General features: G+C 73.6%; 16 protein-coding genes. 9 read left to right on the plus strand and 7 right to left on the minus strand.

From position 1 onward, the window contains the following. The first annotated feature begins 61 nt into the window (after positions 1-61). Positions 62-721 (plus strand): TetR/AcrR family transcriptional regulator, encoded by a 660-nt coding sequence (locus AC3ET3_RS17920; RefSeq protein ID WP_435612460.1) that lies wholly within the window; start codon positions 62-64, stop codon positions 719-721. A gap of 165 nt (positions 722-886) precedes the next feature. Beyond that, positions 887-2,059: an acyl-CoA dehydrogenase family protein gene (locus AC3ET3_RS17925; protein ID WP_432137570.1), complete on the plus strand. Its 1,173-nt coding sequence runs from the start codon at positions 887-889 to the stop codon at positions 2,057-2,059. 558 nt (positions 2,060-2,617) lie between these two features. On the opposite strand, the gene AC3ET3_RS17930 is transcribed toward AC3ET3_RS17925, so the two are convergent. After that, positions 2,618-3,061 (minus strand): hypothetical protein, encoded by a 444-nt coding sequence (locus AC3ET3_RS17930; protein ID WP_435612461.1) that lies wholly within the window; start codon positions 3,059-3,061, stop codon positions 2,618-2,620. Between the two features lie 228 nt (positions 3,062-3,289). On the opposite strand from AC3ET3_RS17930, the gene AC3ET3_RS17935 reads away from it, so the two are divergent. From AC3ET3_RS17935 to fxsA, 4 genes are all read left to right on the plus strand, one after another. Beyond that, positions 3,290-3,730, plus strand: coding sequence for an Lrp/AsnC family transcriptional regulator (locus AC3ET3_RS17935; protein ID WP_432137572.1), 441 nt, complete (start codon positions 3,290-3,292; stop codon positions 3,728-3,730). A 68-nt stretch (positions 3,731-3,798) separates the two neighbouring features. Next, a complete protein-coding gene (locus AC3ET3_RS17940; protein ID WP_432137573.1) occupies positions 3,799-5,400 on the plus strand; it encodes an amidohydrolase in 1,602 nt (533 codons plus the stop codon). A gap of 595 nt (positions 5,401-5,995) precedes the next feature. Continuing rightward, on the plus strand, positions 5,996-6,808 hold the full coding sequence (locus AC3ET3_RS17945; protein WP_432137574.1) for a polyprenol monophosphomannose synthase: 813 nt from the start codon (positions 5,996-5,998) through the stop codon (positions 6,806-6,808). A 74-nt stretch (positions 6,809-6,882) separates the two neighbouring features. Then, on the plus strand, positions 6,883-7,452 hold the full coding sequence (gene fxsA / locus AC3ET3_RS17950; RefSeq protein WP_435612462.1) for an FxsA family membrane protein: 570 nt from the start codon (positions 6,883-6,885) through the stop codon (positions 7,450-7,452). Positions 7,453-7,636: 184 nt separating this feature from the next. Here the strand turns inward: fxsA and AC3ET3_RS17955 are convergent, their stop codons facing one another. The 4 genes from AC3ET3_RS17955 to yczE all read right to left on the minus strand — a co-directional run bounded on the left by AC3ET3_RS17955 (position 7,637) and on the right by yczE (position 11,225). Continuing rightward, positions 7,637-8,011 (minus strand): RNA polymerase-binding protein RbpA, encoded by a 375-nt coding sequence (locus AC3ET3_RS17955; RefSeq protein WP_010357981.1) that lies wholly within the window; start codon positions 8,009-8,011, stop codon positions 7,637-7,639. 278 nt (positions 8,012-8,289) lie between these two features. Continuing rightward, positions 8,290-9,675: an MFS transporter gene (locus tag AC3ET3_RS17960; RefSeq protein ID WP_432137576.1), complete on the minus strand. Its 1,386-nt coding sequence runs from the start codon at positions 9,673-9,675 to the stop codon at positions 8,290-8,292. Between the two features lie 42 nt (positions 9,676-9,717). Beyond that, the gene (locus AC3ET3_RS17965; protein ID WP_432137577.1) at positions 9,718-10,485 is read right to left on the minus strand and encodes a glycerophosphodiester phosphodiesterase family protein; all 768 of its coding nucleotides are present in this window, start codon (positions 10,483-10,485) and stop codon (positions 9,718-9,720) included. Continuing rightward, the gene (yczE, locus tag AC3ET3_RS17970; RefSeq protein ID WP_432137578.1) at positions 10,482-11,225 is read right to left on the minus strand and encodes a membrane protein YczE; all 744 of its coding nucleotides are present in this window, start codon (positions 11,223-11,225) and stop codon (positions 10,482-10,484) included. The genes AC3ET3_RS17965 and yczE overlap by 4 nt, the downstream gene beginning before the upstream one ends. 34 nt (positions 11,226-11,259) lie before the next feature. Between yczE and AC3ET3_RS17975 the strand changes: the two genes are divergently transcribed. Then, on the plus strand, positions 11,260-12,759 hold the full coding sequence (locus AC3ET3_RS17975; protein WP_432137579.1) for an SCO1417 family PLP biosynthesis transcription factor: 1,500 nt from the start codon (positions 11,260-11,262) through the stop codon (positions 12,757-12,759). A gap of 205 nt (positions 12,760-12,964) precedes the next feature. Here AC3ET3_RS17975 and AC3ET3_RS17980 read toward each other — a convergent pair whose 3' ends face one another. Both AC3ET3_RS17980 and AC3ET3_RS17985 read right to left on the minus strand, forming a co-directional pair. Then, a complete protein-coding gene (locus AC3ET3_RS17980) occupies positions 12,965-14,578 on the minus strand; it encodes a hypothetical protein (RefSeq protein ID WP_432137580.1) in 1,614 nt (537 codons plus the stop codon). A gap of 67 nt (positions 14,579-14,645) precedes the next feature. Further along, positions 14,646-14,840 carry a hypothetical protein gene (locus tag AC3ET3_RS17985; RefSeq protein ID WP_432137581.1) on the minus strand — a complete coding sequence of 65 codons (195 nt, stop codon included), beginning with the start codon at positions 14,838-14,840 and terminating at the stop codon, positions 14,646-14,648. Positions 14,841-15,103: 263 nt separating this feature from the next. On the opposite strand from AC3ET3_RS17985, the gene AC3ET3_RS17990 reads away from it, so the two are divergent. Together AC3ET3_RS17990 and AC3ET3_RS17995 are read left to right on the plus strand one after the other, a co-directional pair. Beyond that, complete coding sequence (locus AC3ET3_RS17990) at positions 15,104-15,496, plus strand: ankyrin repeat domain-containing protein (protein WP_432137582.1); 393 nt, start codon at positions 15,104-15,106, stop codon at positions 15,494-15,496. A 336-nt stretch (positions 15,497-15,832) separates the two neighbouring features. Then, positions 15,833-17,251 carry a HEAT repeat domain-containing protein gene (locus tag AC3ET3_RS17995; protein ID WP_432137583.1) on the plus strand — a complete coding sequence of 473 codons (1,419 nt, stop codon included), beginning with the start codon at positions 15,833-15,835 and terminating at the stop codon, positions 17,249-17,251. The last annotated feature ends 175 nt before the right edge of the window (positions 17,252-17,426 follow it).

Consider the following 17,426-nt stretch of genomic DNA (forward strand, 5'->3'; position numbering starts at 1 on the left):
GACGCATGCATGACCTGACATACTGCGGAGGTCCCACCGACCGTTGAGACCAGGGTCGACATTGAACATCCCGCAACAGCGCGACGCCGTCCGCCCCCGAGCGCGCGGAACCGAACGCTCACTGGCGCGCCGAGCCGAACTCATCGCCATCGGGCGGAAGTTGTTCGCCGACACGTCGTACGACGCCCTCTCGATGGACGACATCGCCAAGCAGGCGCACGTCGCCAAGGGGCTGATCTACTACTACTTCCAGTCCAAGCGCGGCTACTACCTGGCGATCATCCAGGACTCGGTCGCCGACCTGGTCTCCTTCGCTGCGAGCGGGCGGGAGCTGCCCCAGGTGGACCGGGCCCACCGCACGATCGACGGCTATCTGCGCTACGCCGAGCACAACCAGGCCGCCTACCGCACGATCGTCAGCGGCGGCGTCGGCTTCGACACCGAGGTGCACGCCATCCGGGACGGGGTGCGCGAGGCGATCGTCGCGACCATCGCCGAGGGGGCGTACGGCCGTACCGACATCCCCCCGCTCGCCCGTACCGGTCTGCTCTCCTGGGTGTGCGGTGTGGAGGGAGCGACCCTCGACTGGATCGCCCGCCCCGAGCTGCCCCGCGACACCGTGCGCGATCTGCTCGTGAAGACCCTGGGGGGCTCCCTGCGGGCCGTGGAGGAGATGGACCCCACCTGCCCCGCCCCCGTGCCGGCCCGCCGCAACGGCTGATTTCCGAACCCCGCAAGACGCCGACCCGGGCGCCGACCGGACCGTGCTGCCGCGAAGGCGGCCGTGGCCGGGCGACGGTGCCGTCCGCCGCCGTGCGGGGGGCCGGGCACGCGGGCATACTCACAGCGCGCACCCCGCCGGCCGGCCCGGAAGGAGGACCCCGCCATGCCCGACCGCGCCCCGAAGCCGGTGGACCGCCCGCTGCCCTCGGACGAGGCCCGTGAACTGATCGCTCTGGTCAGGGACATCGCCCGCCGCGAGATCGCCCCGCACGCGGCCCGGGAGGAGGAAGCGGGCCGGTTCCCGCGCGAGTTGTTCACCCTGCTGTCGGAGTCGGGACTGCTCGGTCTGCCGTACGACTCCGCCCTGGGCGGCGGCGACCAGCCGTACGAGGTGTACCTGCAGGTCCTGGAGGAACTGGCGCTGGCCCGGCTCACCGTCGGGCTCGGCGTCAGCGTCCACAGCCTGGCGTCCTACGCGCTCGCCGCGTACGGCACCGAACGACAGCGGGCCGCATACCTGCCGGGCATGCTCGGCGGCGGGCTCCTGGGCGCCTACTGCCTCTCCGAGCCGTCCGCCGGATCCGACGCGGCGGCCCTGCGGACCCGGGCGGAACGCGAGGGCGACGACTGGCTGATCAGCGGCACGAAGGCGTGGATCACCCATGGCGGTATCGCCGACTTCTGCACGGTCATGGCCCGCACCGGCGGGGCGGGACCGGGCGGCATCACCGCCTTCCTGGTGCCCGGCGACGCCCCGGGCCTCACGGCCGCGACGCCGGAGAAGAAGATGGGTCTGAAGGGCTCGCCCACCGCCCAGCTCCACCTGGACCGGGTACGGGTCCCCGACGGCAGGCGCATCGGCGAGGAGGGCCAGGGCTTCACGATCGCCCTGGCCGCGCTGGACGCCGGCCGGCTCGGCATCGCGGCCTGCGCCGTCGGCCTGGCGCAGGCCGCCCTCGACGAGGCCGTGGCGTACGCGGCCGAGCGGCGGCAGTTCGGGCGGCCCCTGGCCGACTTCCAGGGGCTGCGCTTCCTGCTCGCCGACATGGCGACCCAGATCGAGGCGGGGCGCGCCCTCTATCTGGCGGCGGCCCGGCTCAAGGACGCCGGGCGTCCGTTCGCCCGGCAGGCCGCCATGGCCAAACTGCACTGCACCGACACCGCGATGCGGGTCACCACCGACGCCGTGCAGGTCCTCGGCGGCTACGGCTGCACCGCTGACTTCCCGGTCGAGCGCTACATGCGCGAGGCCAAGGTGCTGCAGATCGTGGAGGGCACCAACCAGATCCAGCGGATGGTCATCGCCCGTCACCTAGTGGGTCCGCAGACGCGCTGAACTGCCCCGGCCGCACCAAGGGGGCTACCAGCCGCACCCACTCGGGGTCGCGTCGGCCGGGCAGGGTGCGTCCGTGGTCGGCCCAGGCACGCATCAGAGCCCGGTAGATCGGCGGATCCTGGGGCGGCGGCGGGGCGTGCCGGGGGGCGCGCGGCGGCACGGGGAGGTACCGCGGGGCGTGCGGAACCGATTCTGCCCCGGCGTGCACGGGCGCGGGGACGAAGAGTTGGCGGTGCGGTGCGGGCGCCGGGTAGGTACGGGTCATACCGGGGAAACGCGTGCGATCGCGGGTGGGTCACCGGCGCACGGAGTCGCGCGTGCGTTCCCGTCGTGCCCCGGCGCGCGTGCGAAGCGCCCCCGCCCGCCGGGGGTCCCGGCGGCGCACGCCGCGGAGGTCGGTCGTCGCCCCACCGGAGGCCCGTTGCCCGCTCGCGGCCGGCCCCGGGCCGGGCCGGCCGGCTCAGGTCCGGCTCGGGTCCGCGCCGGCCCCGCACCACGGCGGTCTGCGGGTGCCGTGACGCGGGGGCGAGGAAGGCGGTGGGTGTGTGCGCGGCGGGCTCAGGCGGCGTGACGCCGCATCGTCGGCACGCGCATCGGACGCGAACCCGGGCCGCCGACGTGCGAGAACGGCTGGGTGCGCCAGTCGAGCCCCTGAGGGAGCGTCAGCAGCAGGCCGGTCTCCTGCTCCTGGGGCGTGACGGACTCGTCCGCGGGGCGGGCGTCGACGGCGGCGCGGCCCGTGCCCGCGCAGACCGTGAGCCCGAACGGGTTCCACGGCGAGGCGCACAGCGCGTGCTCCGGCAGGACCTCCTCGTCCGCCAGCAGGGCGATGGGCTGCGCGCAGTCCGGGCAGATCACCCGGTACATCTCGAAGGTGTCGTACGCGTCGAGCTCGTCGGCGTCGTATCCGTCGGCGTCGGGTTCGACGCCCTCCGGCTCGGGTTCGACGACCGACTGGAGCCGCTTGGGCGCGGTGCGACCAGGGCGCTTAAGACTCTGCATGGGATTCTCCCCCTCGGGCTGGGCCGTGTAGGCGCTGCGGCCTCGACCACAGCAAGCACTTCCCATGCGATTCCGGCGGTAATCACGGGAACATCACGGAGCGGGGTCGAGTGGTGTGGCGTTCGTCACATGCCAGTCGCAGGTGCGCCCGGCCTCGCCCTCGGGAAAGGTGTATGACCTGCCCTGCATAGGTATACGAGGGGTCGGGCGCCCTGTAGGTTCTGCGTCATGGAGGAGCTGGACCGGCAGATCGTGCAGCTGCTCGTCAAGGACGGGCGGATGAGTTACACCGACCTGGGCAGGGCCACCGGCCTGTCCACGTCGGCCGTGCACCAGCGGGTGCGCCGACTGGAACAGCGGGGTGTCATCCGCGGCTACGCGGCCGTGGTGGACCCCGAGGCCGTCGGGCTGCCCATGACCGCCTTCATCTCGGTGAAACCGTTCGACCCCAGCGCCCCCGACGACATCGCCGAACGTCTCGCGGGCGTTCCCGAGATCGAGGCGTGCCACAGCGTGGCCGGCGACGAGAACTACATCCTCAAGGTCCGTGTGGCCACCCCCCACGAGCTGGAGGAGCTGCTGGGGCGGCTGCGCGCGCTGGCGGGCGTCTCGACCCGGACGACGGTCGTGCTGTCGACCCCGTACGAGGCGCGCCCGCCCCGGATCTGAGGAGGGCCCCGCCCCCGTCCCCGGCCCCCGCCGCCACGCCGTTCCCGCGCCGCGAGAAACTGTCCGGCATGAGTGAACGTGCCTCCGGCCCCCGTACCGTCCTCCTCCGTCGAGGTGAGGTGCACAGCCCCGCCGACCCCTTCGCGACGGCGATGGTCGTGGAGGCGGGCCACGTCGCCTGGGTCGGCTCCGAAGGCGCCGCCGACGCCTTCGCGGACGGCGTCGACGAGGTGGTCGACCTGGACGGCGCCCTGGTCACCCCCGCGTTCACCGACGCCCACGTGCACGTCACCGCCACCGGGCTCGCGCTCACCGGCCTGGACCTGTCGGACGTGCCGTCCCTGGAGGCCGCTCTGGCCCGGGTGCGGGAGTTCGCCGCCGCCCGCCCGCACGACCGCGTGCTGCTCGGCCACGGCTGGGACGCCTCCCGGTGGCCCGGCGGCCGCCCGCCCACGCGCGCGGAGCTCGACGAGGCGGCCGGCGGCCGACCGCTGTACCTGTCGCGGATCGACGTGCACTCGGCGGTCGTGACCACGGCCCTGCTGGCGATGGCCCCCGGCGCCACCACCACCGACGGCCCGCTCACCGCTGACGCCCACCACGCCGTCCGCGCCGCCGCGCTCGGCGCGATCACCGCGGGGCAGCGCACCGAGGCGCAGCGCGCCGCACTCGTGCACGCGGCCTCCCTCGGCATCGGATCGGTGCACGAGTGCGGCGGGCCCGAGATCTCCTCCGAGGACGACTTCACCGGCCTGCTCGGCCTGGCCGCCGGGGAGCCGGGCCCCCGGGTGATCGGCTACTGGGCCGAGCGGGACGTGGCGAAGGCGCGCGAGCTGGGCGCCCTGGGCGCGGCCGGCGACCTCTTCGTCGACGGGGCCCTCGGCTCCCACACGGCCTGTCTGCACGCGCCGTACGGCGACGCCGACCACACCGGCACGGCCTACCTCGATGCCGCGGAGGTCGCCGCCCATGTGGTGGCGTGCACCGAGTCCGGGTTGCAGGCGGGCTTCCACGCCATCGGGGACGCCGCCGTCACGGCGGTCGTCGACGGTGTGCGGGCGGCCGCCGAGAAGGTGGGGCTCGCCCGCGTCCGGGCCGCCCGCCACCGCGTCGAGCACGCCGAGATGCTCACCCCCGAGACCGTCGCCGCGCTCGCCGAACTGGGGCTGACCGCGTCCGTACAGCCCGCCTTCGACGCGCTGTGGGGCGGCGCGGACGGCATGTACGCCCGCCGGCTGGGCGCCCGGCGGGCGGCGACCCTGAACCCGTTCGCCGCCCTGCTGCGGGCCGGCGTCCCGCTCGCCTTCGGCTCCGACAGCCCGGTCACCCCCTTCGACCCCTGGGGCACGGTGCGGGCCGCCGCCTTCCACCGCACCGCGGAGCACCGCGTCTCCGTGCGGGCCGCCTTCACCGCCCACACCCGCGGCGGATGGCGGGCGATCGGCCGGGACGACGCGGGGATCCTGGTGCCCGGAGCGCCCGCGGACTACGCCGTCTGGCGCGTCGGCGAACTGGTCGTGCAGGCCCCCGACGACCGGGTGGCGCGCTGGTCCACCGACCCGCGCTCCGGCACGCCCGGCCTGCCCGACCTCACGCCCGGCGGCGAACTCCCCGTCTGTCTGCGCACGGTCGTGGGCGGCCGGACCGTGTTCGCCCGGCCGGGCGCGTGAACCCGGCGCCGCGGGCGCGCCGGATCACCCGTCCGCACTCCGCCCGACGCGCCGTGCGGCTTCCCGAGCCACTGCGCTGACCTGCGAATCTAAGAGAGATCCGCAGGTGGGGCGGTTGTTGACAGGCGGCGGCGGGTGGCCGGTAGGTTCGGCCGAGTCCACCACCGGACACCCCGCCGGGGGACCTCCGGGACTCGTCGCGACGCCGCTGGGTCAGGGACGGTGTGCCGCATCGGAGCACCGTCACGGGAGCCAGGCACAGCGCCGGCGCAGCGGCGAGGGAAGGTCCCGTCCGGACGGGGAGGTGCGACCCGGGTGGGGCCCGGCGCTCAGTAGACAACGGCTCACGGTCGACCCGCAGCCGGCGGGTCCCGGGCCGGCCCGAAGGGCGCCGGGCCCCCTCCGCAGCGGTCGCGGACCCCGTTCGCGGCCCGCGCGTCCGCGTGCCTGCCGCACACGCGGGCCTACCGTCCGGAACCCGGGATGCCTACCCCGTTCTCCTGGAAACGACACCACCCTCCGAACATCCCGTCACGTCTGCGCAGACGAAAGCCCACTATGGTGGATCCTTGCGTACGGACATGAAGGGGCAGCAGTGAACGACGGCGACGGGACCCTCGCGGCACAGGACCGGGGGAGAGAGTTCGGCCCGCTCGGCACGGCCTTGGTGATCATCCCGACCTACAACGAGGCGGACAACATCAAGCGCATCGTCGGCCGGGTGCGCGAGGCTGTGCCCGAGGTCCACGTGCTGGTGGCCGACGACAACAGCCCCGACGGCACCGGCAAGCTCGCCGACGAACTGGCCGCCGAGGACGAGCACGTCCACGTGCTGCACCGCGAGGGCAAGGAGGGCCTGGGCGCCGCCTACCTCGCGGGCTTCCGCTGGGGCCTGGAGCACGACTACGGCGTGCTGATCGAGATGGACGCCGACGGCTCCCACCAGCCGGAGGAACTGCCCCGCCTGCTGACCGCCCTCAAGGGCGCCGACCTGGTCCTGGGTTCGCGCTGGGTGCCCGGCGGCCGGGTGGTGAACTGGCCCCGGTCGCGCGAGTTCCTCTCCCGCGGCGGCAGCACCTACTCACGGCTGATGCTGGACGTGCCGATCCGCGACGTGACCGGCGGCTACCGCGCCTTCCGCCGCGAGACCTTGGAGGGCCTCGGCCTCGACGAGGTCGCCTCGCAGGGCTACTGCTTCCAGGTCGATCTGGCCCGGCGGGCCGTCCGGGCCGGATACCACGTCGTCGAGGTCCCCATCACCTTCGTCGAGCGGGAGCTGGGCGACTCCAAGATGAGCCGCGACATCGTCGTGGAGGCGCTGTGGAGGGTCACGGCGTGGGGCCTGGGCGAGCGCGTCGGCAAGATCACCGGCAGGGGTTCCGCCGAGCCGGGGCGGCCCACCTCCTAGCCCTGTCGGCCGGCAGCCCTGCCCCGCCCGGCAGCCTTATCCCGCTCTGAGCCGGCGCCATGCACACTGGAGGCATGACGACAGGCGTTGACCCCCGCCCGCACCCCGTCCGGCCCCGGCGTTCCCGGCTGCGCACGTTCCTCCCCCTGGGGATCGCGGCGTGGCTCGTGCTGGAGATCTGGCTGCTGACCGTGGTCGCGGGCGCGGCGGGCGGGCTGACCGTCTTCCTGCTGCTGGTCGCCGGGCTGCTGCTCGGCTCCCTGGTCATCAAGCGGGCGGGCCGCCGCGCCTTCCGCAACCTCAACGAGGCGTTGCAGCGCGGCACCGCCCCCACCCGGGGCGGCGGCAACGGCCTGATGATGCTCGGCGGTCTCCTGCTGATGCTCCCCGGCCTGATCTCGGACGCCTTCGGCCTGCTCCTGCTGCTCCCACCGGTCCAGAAGGCCGTCGGTGGCTACGCCGAGCGGACCGTCGACCGCAAGCTCCGCGAGGCCACCGCGGAGGGCGCTCTGGGTGACGCGTTCCAGCAGGCCCGGATGTACCGCCCGGGCGGCAAGGTGGTGCAGGGCGAGGTGATCAGGGAGGACGGCCGCCCCGGGGACACCTCGCGGGAGACCGGGCCGCGTCCACCCCTCACCTCGTGACAAGCCCCCCGTCCATCTCCTGACAAGCCCCCGTCCACCCGTGCGGCACACCGCGCGCGGCACTCGGTGACCTGGCGCGGGCTTCACGACACACCACAGCGCGACAGACACACCACAGACCGCGGGCGCCGTACCTTTCGTACGGCGCCCGCGGTCATGTGCGTGCGTTGCTTGCCGGTCCCCGCTACGCGGACTTGCGGCTGTCCCGGGGATGCACCGCCAGGTTCATCGCCCCGGACCGCAGAACGGCCAGTCGCTCCTCGAGGACCTCTTCGAGTTCCTCGCGGGTGCGCCGCTCCATCAGCATGTCCCAATGCGTACGCGCGGGCTTGGCCTTCTTCTCCTCAGGGCCGTCGCCGTCCACCAGGAGTGCCTGGGCCCCGCAGACCTTGCACTCCCACTCCGGCGGGATCTCCGCCTCGACCGAGAAGGGCATCTCGAAGCGGTGCCCCTTCTCGCATGCGTACTCCACGGCCTGGCGCGGAGCCAGGTCGATGCCGCGGTCCGTCTCGTAGCTGGTCACCACGAGGCGCGTGCCGCGAAGAGCTCGCTCACTCATGAATCGTGCCTCCCGGGCTTGTCGCCCACAGGACAGGTGTCGCTGTCGTCGTCATCCGGTCAACGTCCGGTCGGCGGTAAAGATTCCCGTTCCGAGTCCCGTTCCGGGCAATGCGTCGCCGTCGTAGCCGCAGCCTTGTCAACCAGTGCAGTACCCACCGGCGCCCGGTTTGTCACATCTGCAATGAGATGTCACCCAGCGATTCGGCATCATTGACGCGCAGTAACGGTACGCCTGGCAGGCCAAACGCGTACACTACCGCCCTTTCGCCAAGAGTGCTAAATCCTTTCCGGCACGGCGTTGCCCGCCTCACCGATCGCACGCCGGACCGGGACCCGGGCCAGCAGCAGGAACCCCAGCACGAAGAAGGCCACCAGCGAGAGGATCGCGTCCCGGTAGCTCCCGGTCAGCTGGTAGGTGAGCCCGAACAGCAGCGGCCCGAGCCAGCTCATGCCCCGGTCGCTCACCTCGTACGCCGAGAAGTACTCGGCCTCCTTGCCCGGCGGCACCAGGTGGGAGAAGAGCGAGCGGGACAGTGCCTGGCTGCCGCCGAGCACCAGCCCGATCGCGGCGGCCAGCCCGAAGAAGCCGGCCGGGGCCCCGGCCGGCAGGAAGTAGCCGGCGCCCAGTGTGAGCGTCCAGGCGACCAGTGAGCCGAGGACGGTCCGCTTCGCGCCGTACCGGCGGGCCAGCCGCCCCATTCCCAGGGCGCCCGCCACCGCCAGCACCTGCACGAGCAGGACCGCCGCGATCAGCGTGGACTGGCCGAGGCCCAGTTCCTCGGAGCCGTAGACGGAGGCCTGGGAGATCACCGTCTGGATGCCGTCGTTGTAGACGAGGTACGCCAGCAGGAAGGCGAGGGTGAGCGGATGGCGGCGCATGTCGCGGAACGTCGCCGCCAGCTGCCGCAGTCCGGCCGCCCCGGCCGGTGCCCGTTCCGCCGGAGCGGCGGAGCCCCCGCCGTCCTCCGGGGCCGCCGCCGGCCGGTCGCGCAGCCGGGCCAGCGGGATCAGCGCGAAGCCGCCCCACCACAGACCGGCCGAGGCGAGACACACCCGCACCGCCATCGACTCCGACAGGCCGAAGGAGTCATGGGCGAGATAGAGGACGAGATTGACCACCAGGACCAGCGAACCCGCCGCGTAACCGAACGCCCAGCCCCGCGAGGACACCGCGTCGCGCTCCTTTGGGGCGGCGATCTGGGGCAGATAGGAGTTGTAGAGCATCATCGCGACCGACTGGGCGGCGTTCGCCACGACCAGCAGCACCCCGCCCAGCAGATAGCGCTCGCCACCGAGGAAGAACATGCCCGTCGTGGCCGCGGCCCCCGTGTAGGCGGCGGCGCCCAGCAGAGGCTTCTTGCGGCCCGTACGGTCGGCGGCCGCGCCCACCAGCGGCATCACCAGCACGGCGACGATCACCGACAAGGACACCGCGTACGCGAAGAAGGAGCCCGCGCGCACCGGGACACCCAGGGGGTGCACATACCCGTCGGCGTCGGCGGCGGCCTTGGCGACCGACGTGAGGTACGGCCCCAGGAACACCGTGAGCACGCTGGTCGAGTAGACGGAACAGGCCCAGTCGTAGAAGTACCAGCCGCGCTGCTCACGCAGCCGCCCGGCCGCCTCGTCGGCCGCCGTCGCCCGTACGGTCCCGGTGCCCACCGCGCCCTCGCTTCCCCGTCTCCCGCGCGAGGGGCCGGGGGCTCAGGCCCAGACGCCCCGGTCCTGCATGACCTTGCGCAACGTGTCGATGTGATCGGTCATGATGCCATCGACTCCCAGATCGAGGAGCCGGTGCATCCGCTCCGCTTCGTTGACCGTCCACACGTGCACCTGCAGACCGCGCGCGTGGGCCGCGCGCACGAAGCGGCGGTCGACGACCTGCACGCCCGACTGGGCCTCGGGCACCTGGGCAGCGACCGCCGGCCGGCGCGGCGCGGCGGGCACCCCCCAGGAGCGCAGCCGCAGCCCCAGCACCCCCCGGGTGCCGTACGAGGTTGCCAGGCGGGGGCCCGCCAGGCGCTGGGCACGGCACACTCGGGCCTCGGAGAAGGAGCCCACGCAGACCCGGTCCCAGGCGTCCGCCCGCGCGATCAGGTTGAGCAGGGGGTGCAGGGCCGGCTCCGCCTTGATGTCGACGTTCCAGCGCACCTCGGGGAAGGTCTCCAGCAGCTCCTCCAGGAGCGGCACGGGTTCCGCGCCCGCCACGCGCGCGTGCCGTACCTCGGACCACGGCAGGTCAGCGATGCGGCCCGTACCGTCGGTCACCCGGTCCAGCGTCGCGTCGTGGAAGGCGACCAGTCTGCCGTCGAGCGTGGCGTGCACATCGGTCTCGATGTAGCGGTATCCGGCCTCCACCGCGCGCCGGAACTGCGACACGGTGTTCTCCAGACCGTCCGCGGCCCCGCCGCGGTGCGCGAAGGGGATGGGACCCGGGTGGTCCAGGTACGGGTGGCGGGTCAGCGTGGTCACCGACGCAGTATGGCCCGCGGCGGTGACCCGGCGGCAACCACCGTGCTGCCGGCCGGTGCCGCGGGGGCGGCGAAGAGCCGCAGGAAGAACTGCGCGAGCGGGCCGATCGACACCGCGTAGAGGACCGTGCCGACGCCGATCGTGCCGCCCAGCAGGAAGCCGGTGGCCACGACCACCACCTCCACGGCCGTCCGCATCAGCCGGATCGACCGGCCCGTGCGCCGGTGCAGCCCCGTCATGAGGCCGTCGCGCGGGCCCGCGCCGAAGGCGGCCGCGATGTAGAGGCCCGTGGCGACGCCGTTGAGGACGATCCCGGCCACCAGCAGGGGCACCCGTAGGGCCAGGGAACGGGCGTCCGGCAGCAGGGCCAGCGTGCCGTCCATGGAGAGGCCGACGACGAAGACGTTGGAGATCGTGCCCAGGCCCGGGCGCTGGCGCAGCGGGATCCACAGCAGCAGCACCACCGCGCCGACCACGATCGACACCACGCCGATCGTCAGCCCGGTGCGTTCCGCGAGCCCTTGGTGGAGCACGTTCCAGGGCTCCAGTCCGAGTCCCGCCTCGACGAGGAGGGCCGTGCTGGCGCCGTACAGCGCGAGACCGGCGTACAAGCGGACCAGTCGTCGCCCGAGCCGGTGACGGTGCGACGACGAGAAGAGTGCCAGGCGTGGCAAGAGTGCCCCCCAAGTGGTGACGGTGGACTGACCCGTGTCACTCTGTGGCTTGGCGGTGGACGCCATCCATGGCCAATTCGAGGAAGGTGGACTGGTAATCATGGCGCAGTGGACCTCGGCGGTGGGTGCCGCGCAGCTCGCCCGGCTGCTCACCTCCCAGCAGGAGCGGCCGGCCGGCCCCGGCTCGCGCCGCCCGCCCGCCTACCGGGCGCTCGCCGACGGCATCCGACTGCTGGTGCTGGAGGGCCGGGTGCCGGTCGCCGCCCGGCTGCCCGCCGAACGAGAACTGGCCCTCGCCCTCTCGGTGAGCCGGACCACCGTCGCCGCCGCCTACGAGGCGCTGCGCACCGAGGGGTTCCTGGAGTCCCGGCGCGGCGCCGGCAGCTGGACGGCCGTACCGGCGGGCAATCCGCTGCCGGCCCGTGGCCTGGAGCCGCTGCCGCCGGAGGCGCTCGGGTCGATGATCGACCTCGGTTGTGCCGCGCTGCCCGCGCCGGAGCCGTGGTTGACCCGCGCGGTCCAGGGGGCGCTGGAGGAGCTGCCGCCGTACGCCCACACCCACGGGGACTATCCGGCCGGGCTGCCCGCCCTGCGCTCCATGATCGCCGAGCGGTACACCGCGCGCGGGATTCCGACGATGCCCGAGCAGATCATGGTGACGACCGGGGCGATGGGCGCCATCGACGCCATCTGCCACCTCTTCGGCGGCCGGGGCGAGCGCATCGCCGTGGAGTCGCCGTCCTACGCGAACATCCTGCAGCTCATGCGGGAGGCAGGCGCCCGCCTGGTGCCCGTCGCCATGGCCGGCGGGCTCGCCGGCTGGGACCTGGACCGCTGGCGTCAGGTCCTGCGGGACGCCGCGCCCCGCATCGCGTACGTCGTCGCCGACTTCCACAACCCCACCGGCGCGCTCGCCGGGGAGGACCAGCGGCGCGCGCTGGTGGAGGCGGCCCGCTCGGCGGGGACGGTGCTGGTCGCCGACGAGACGATGAGCGAGCTGTGGCTCGACGGCGACGTCCGGATGCCCCGGCCGGTCTGCGGCTTCGACCCCGCCGGGTCGACGGTGATCACCGTCGGGTCCGCGAGCAAGGCGTTCTGGGCCGGGATGCGCATCGGGTGGGTGCGCGCGGCCCCGGACGTCATCCGCAGCCTGGTCGCGGCGCGCGCCTACGCCGATCTGGGCACCCCCGTGCTGGAGCAGCTCGCCGTGAACTGGCTGTTCTCGACCGGCGGCTGGGAGCAGGCGGTGCGGCTGCGCCGCGCCCAGGCCCGGGAGAACCGGGACGCCCTGGTCGCCGCGGTCCGGCGGGAGCTGCCGGACTGGGAGTTCTCGGTGCCGCAGGGCGGGCTGACGCTCTGGGTCCGGGCCGGGGGCCTGTCCGGGTCCCGGCTCGCGGAGGCGGGGGAGCGGGTCGGTCTGCGGGTGCCCTCCGGTCCCCGCTTCGGCGTCGACGGGGCTTTCGAGGGCTATGTGCGGCTGCCGTTCACCGTCGGCGGTGCCGTCGCCGACGAGGCCGCCACCCGCCTCGCCGCGGCGGCGCGGCTCGTCCGCGACGGTGGCACCACCGGAGGGGACACGCCCCGCACGTTCGTGGCCTGACGGAACCGGCGCGGAGGTCCCTCCCGAGCCGCGCACCCGGCCCCGCCCCTCACCGCGTCATCAGGGCGCGGGCGGGGGAGTGCGCCGCCCGGTCGAGGCTCGGTGTCGTTTCCGCCGCGGGGGGTGCGGGCCGGTCGCGGCACCGGCTCGCCTCGGCGGCGGGGGTCGGCGACGGGACCAGGTGAGCGGACCCGCCCCCGCCGGCTCAGGAGGTCTCGGCCGCGACCGGCTCGGCCTCCACCGGGACCTCGGCCTCGGCCACCCGGACCTCGGCCTCGGCCGGCACCGCGACGCCCTCCTCGTCCGCCGGGGTCGTCCGCGGCGGCAGCAGGTCCAGCACCGCTTGCCGGTGCGCCTCGCTCGTCGCGTCGTCGTACGGATCCGGCGTGGCCGGCACCTGCAGGCGGTGTACCGGCCCGGAGCCCAGCCGCGCGTAGCCGCGTCCCGGCGGGACGTCGTCGACGGGCGTGGTGTGCGGCCGGGTACCCAGCACCGCCTCCAGTTGCGCGGCCGTGGCCGGCCCCAGCACGGCACGCGCGCGCGTGTGCTGCCGTACCGCGTCGCTGAGGGTGTCGAGACCGTCGAACTGCTCGGCCACGACCACCGTCACATGCGCCGCCCGCCCGTGCCGCAGCGGTACCTGGAGCAGCGCCTGGGGATCCTTGTGGCCGTCGGCCTCGGCGAGATGGGTGAAGAAGGTCGGCCGGTCCAGCACGATCCACAGCGGCCGCTTGGTGTCGTCCGGCGGCGCCTGTCCCGCCTGCCGGGCCCGGTTCGCGGCGATCAGCCGGCGTTCCGTCTCGTGCGCCGCCCACTCCAGGCTGGCCAGCACCCCCGCGAGTCCCAGCTCGACGCCGAGGACGCCGTCGCGGCCGGTCAGACAGGCGTACTCGCCGGTGCCGCCGCCCTCGACGATGAGGACGTCGCCGTGGCTCAGGGCCTGCAGCGCGATCGAGCGCAGCAGAGTGGAGGTGCCGCTGCCCGGCTGCCCCACCACCAGCAGGTGCGGCTCGGTGGAGCGGATGCCGGTGCGCCACACCACCGGCGGCATGTCGCGCTGCTCCTCGCCGTGGGTGAGCGGGAGCGTGCGCCGTACGTGCGTGGGGTCGGTGAACCCGAGGACCGTCTCGCCCGGCGCGGTGACGAACGGCTGGACGGCGATGTCGGTGGGCAGCGGGTCGAGGACGCCGAGGGTGAGCTCGTTGCCCTCCTCGTCCCAGGAGACGAGGTACTCGCGGCCGCGGCCGGCCTTGGCGGCGAGCAGATGCTCGACACGCGCGCGCTCCGCCGCCTCGCCGTCCGGGAAGTAGGCCGGGTAGCGGATCACCAGCTGCGTGATCCGCCCCGAGGCGTCGAACTCGTACGTCGGGAAGGCCTTCTCCCACTCACCGCCGTGGGTGTACAGCGGGGCGGGGTCCTCCGCGGTGGAGAAGTACGGGACCAGGGCCTCGTACAGTGCCTGGAGCCGCTGGGTCTGCGACTCGTCGGGCCCGTCCGGGGCCGGTGGGGTGCGGTCCCTGCCCTGCCAGGCCGCCGCCGCCATCAGGGTGATGACGGCGAGCAGCGGGCCGTACGGCACGAGCGCCACGACCAGGATCACCGAGGCCACCAGGAACAGCAGCGGTCCGCGCTTGTCCTTGGGGGTCTCGGCCCACTTGCGCCGCCCGGCCGAGGCCAGCCGGCGCAGCCCGCGGGTGATCGTGATCAGCGGATGGAGGACGTCGGTGGCGCTGTCGGCCGCCGTCCGGGCCAGTTCCCGGCTCCGGGCGATCTGGGCGCTGCCTGTGCTCAGGATGCGGGGGAGGGGACGCCTGGCCACTGCTGTCTCCTGGTGGTGCGAACGGACGGGACGGAGTGTCGGACGGCGGGTCGGACGGCGGGCGGCGTCAGAACCTGATGCCGCCGAGGAGACCGGCCAGGCTTTCGCCGCCGGCCTTGATGCTCGGCGCGATGGCCGTACTGGCCAGGTAGAAGCCGAACAGGGCCGAGACCATGGCGTGTGACGCCTTCAGCCCGTCCTTGCGGAAGAACAGGAAGACGATGATGCCGAGCAGGACCACGCCTGAGATGGAAAGGATCATTTGAGCTCTCCTGGTTGGTGGGGACAGTCACCATGAGTACTTCCAGGCTCACAGGATGTATCTATACGATAAAAGGTGCAACTGGGTGAAATGCGGCATATTTCCCCCGGGTGGCGCAGCATTCGGGGGCCGGGCCGAGCCGGGGAGTTGCGTCGAACGCGACTCGTGGTGATCTTTGCCTCGGGCGGCCCCGGTCATGTGGCGCCCCGAGCCAGTACCCTGGCGATTCACCTGAACGGTTGCATGGAGAGGCGGTCCGACCGATGAGCGAAGCCCCCGACCACGAGGTCGTGGAGCTGGCGACGAAGATCTTCGATCTCGCCCGCAAGGGTCGGACCGACGAGTTGGTCGCCTACGTCGACGCGGGCGTTCCGGCCGACCTCACCAACGACCGCGGCGACTCCCTGGTGATGCTCGCCGCCTACCACGGGCACGCCGGGGCGGTGCGCGCGCTGCTCGCCCGCGGCGCCGACGGCGACCAGGTCAACGACCGAGGCCAGACTCCCCTCGCCGGGGCGGTCTTCAAGGGGGAGGCGGAGGTGATCCGGGCCCTGCTGGAGGGTGGCGCGGACCCGGCCGCGGGTACCCCGTCGGCCGTCGACACCGCCCGGATGTTCGGCAAGGCCGAACTAGTGGAACTGTTCGGCGCGGAGTGACCCGGCACCTTGAGCCGGCGCTCCTGGGCACGTAGAACACATTTTCTGACCAGGTACGACGACGACCACGGGGGAGGCGGTAACGGGCCGCCGGAAATTTCGGTCGCGGCGGGCGGAACTGCCGAGTCATCATGACGTCGTGATTCACGGACGCGATGGCTGGGCAGGTGTTGCCGCACCGCGCGGGCCGTGATGCGGTCCGCATGGGCCACTGACGAGAGGCAGAGGAAGATGGCTTACAGCAAGCAGGAAACGGCGGGCGCCCCGACGTGTTGTCACGCGGCCAGGTAGTGCACGTCCCCGGTTGCGTCGACGCTTGATGTGAGGCTGTTTCCCATGTTCGATCCGTTCATAGCGCCCAGCGGTACGCTGCTCGGCCTGCTGCAGCGGGGCCGCGGCGACGGCACACTGCACGCGCTCACCGCCCCGCGAGCCGAAGCGCTCGCGGCCCTCAACCACTGTGTGCTGCGCGACCCCCGCCACGACTGGCAGCTGGAGAACCGCTCCCTCTACTACGCCCGGCTCTTCCTCGACCTGGACGGCGAGCTGGACGAGATCGAGGCGCACCTCTTCGACGTCGAGGACGCCTTCGACACCGAGGAGTCCCGCACCGGCCTCGCCCTCGCGGTCCTCGGCCACCTCGCCTCCTACGGCCGGCGGGACGCCCTGGAACTGCTGCGCCGGTACGCCGCCTCCGGGTCCAACTGGGCCTGGGCCCTCGACGAACTCGCCCTGCGCGACGACGACGCCGGCCTGCGCGCCCTGGCCGCACCCGTGCTGGCCCGGTTCGCCACCGACCCCGAGGGCGAGGCGGAGCTGGCAGCCGTCGTCCGCGACGCCTTCGAGCCACGGCCCTGGCGGTTGTGGGCCGAGGACCCGCGCGAGTACATCGCCGCACGGGTTCGTGCCGCGCACGAGACCGGCTGCTTCGACCGCTGGCAACGGCAGATGCGACCCTCCGGGCCCCGGCCCGGGTGGAGCGTGCGCGCCGTGTTCGAGTGGGCCCAGCAGGGCGTCGAGCGCGGTGCCGCGCTGCACGTCCCGGCCGCGCGGTGTCTCGTCGCCGTCGCCGGTCCGGAGGACCGCCCGGAGATCGTCCGGGCGGCCAGGGACGGTGCCGAGGGCGCCCGGTGCACCGCTCTGCGCTACCTCGCCGACAGCAACGACCCGGACGCCCTGGACCTGATCGAACAGGCCGTGGCAACCGGCTCTGCGCTCGTGGTGGACGCCGCCGTCGACGCCTTCGAGCGCATGCGCGGCATCGCGGCCGTCGACCGCGCCCGCGGCTGGGCCCACCGGCCCGACGCCCTCGGGGCCGCCGCCGGCCGCCTCCTCGCCTGCCGCGGTGGGGTCCAGGACAGCGACCTGGTCCTCGCCGCCCTGCGCGAGGCGGTGCGCGGCGAGAGCTGCGACGCGCCCACACTGTGGACCCTCGTCGACGGCGCCGGACGCCTCGGCATCGGCTGCGCCGCCCCCGTGCTGCGTCACATCTACCGCGAGACCGCCTCCTCCCATCTGCGCGGCCGCTGCGCCCGCGCGCTCGCCGCCACCGACCCGTCCTTCGCCACCGGCTTCGCCGTCGAGTGCCTCTGGGACTGTGAGGAAGCCACCCGCGAGATCGCCGCCCGGCACGCCGAGACCGGCGACGCCCGCGTGGTGGAACGGCTGCGCCGGCTCGCCGCCGACCCGGCCGAGGAGGCCGAGGTCCAGACCGCCGTCCGCAGCCGCATCGGACCGGATCCGACCGCCATGTGAGCGTCCGGACCATCGTGGGGCCACCGGGTGAACGGGGGACGGCCCACCGGCCAGCGGCGTGTGCACACCATCTGACCTGCCCGGGTACGCGGTACAACCGGAACAACGCTCACGGGGCGTTCGGCCTCCGGACAGATCCACTTTGACGCGGGCACGTCCAGCCCGGCGACAACAC

The organism is Streptomyces sp. bgisy159 (genome assembly GCF_057707805.1).

What these genes read in the sequence shown, in the direction of transcription:
- AC3ET3_RS17925 (WP_432137570.1), top strand. Translation starts at nt 887, where the DNA reads ATGCCCGACCGCGCCCCGAAGCCGGTGGACCGCCCGCTGCCCTCGGAC.
- AC3ET3_RS17930 (WP_435612461.1), bottom strand. Translation starts at nt 3,061, where the DNA reads ATGCAGAGTCTTAAGCGCCCTGGTCGCACCGCGCCCAAGCGGCTCCAG.
- AC3ET3_RS17935 (WP_432137572.1), top strand. Translation starts at nt 3,290, where the DNA reads ATGGAGGAGCTGGACCGGCAGATCGTGCAGCTGCTCGTCAAGGACGGG.
- AC3ET3_RS17940 (WP_432137573.1), top strand. Translation starts at nt 3,799, where the DNA reads ATGAGTGAACGTGCCTCCGGCCCCCGTACCGTCCTCCTCCGTCGAGGT.
- fxsA (WP_435612462.1), top strand. Translation starts at nt 6,883, where the DNA reads ATGACGACAGGCGTTGACCCCCGCCCGCACCCCGTCCGGCCCCGGCGT.
- AC3ET3_RS17955 (WP_010357981.1), bottom strand. Translation starts at nt 8,011, where the DNA reads ATGAGTGAGCGAGCTCTTCGCGGCACGCGCCTCGTGGTGACCAGCTAC.
- yczE (WP_432137578.1), bottom strand. Translation starts at nt 11,225, where the DNA reads ATGGCGTCCACCGCCAAGCCACAGAGTGACACGGGTCAGTCCACCGTC.
- AC3ET3_RS17975 (WP_432137579.1), top strand. Translation starts at nt 11,260, where the DNA reads ATGGCGCAGTGGACCTCGGCGGTGGGTGCCGCGCAGCTCGCCCGGCTG.
- AC3ET3_RS17985 (WP_432137581.1), bottom strand. Translation starts at nt 14,840, where the DNA reads ATGATCCTTTCCATCTCAGGCGTGGTCCTGCTCGGCATCATCGTCTTC.
- AC3ET3_RS17990 (WP_432137582.1), top strand. Translation starts at nt 15,104, where the DNA reads ATGAGCGAAGCCCCCGACCACGAGGTCGTGGAGCTGGCGACGAAGATC.
- AC3ET3_RS17995 (WP_432137583.1), top strand. Translation starts at nt 15,833, where the DNA reads ATGTTCGATCCGTTCATAGCGCCCAGCGGTACGCTGCTCGGCCTGCTG.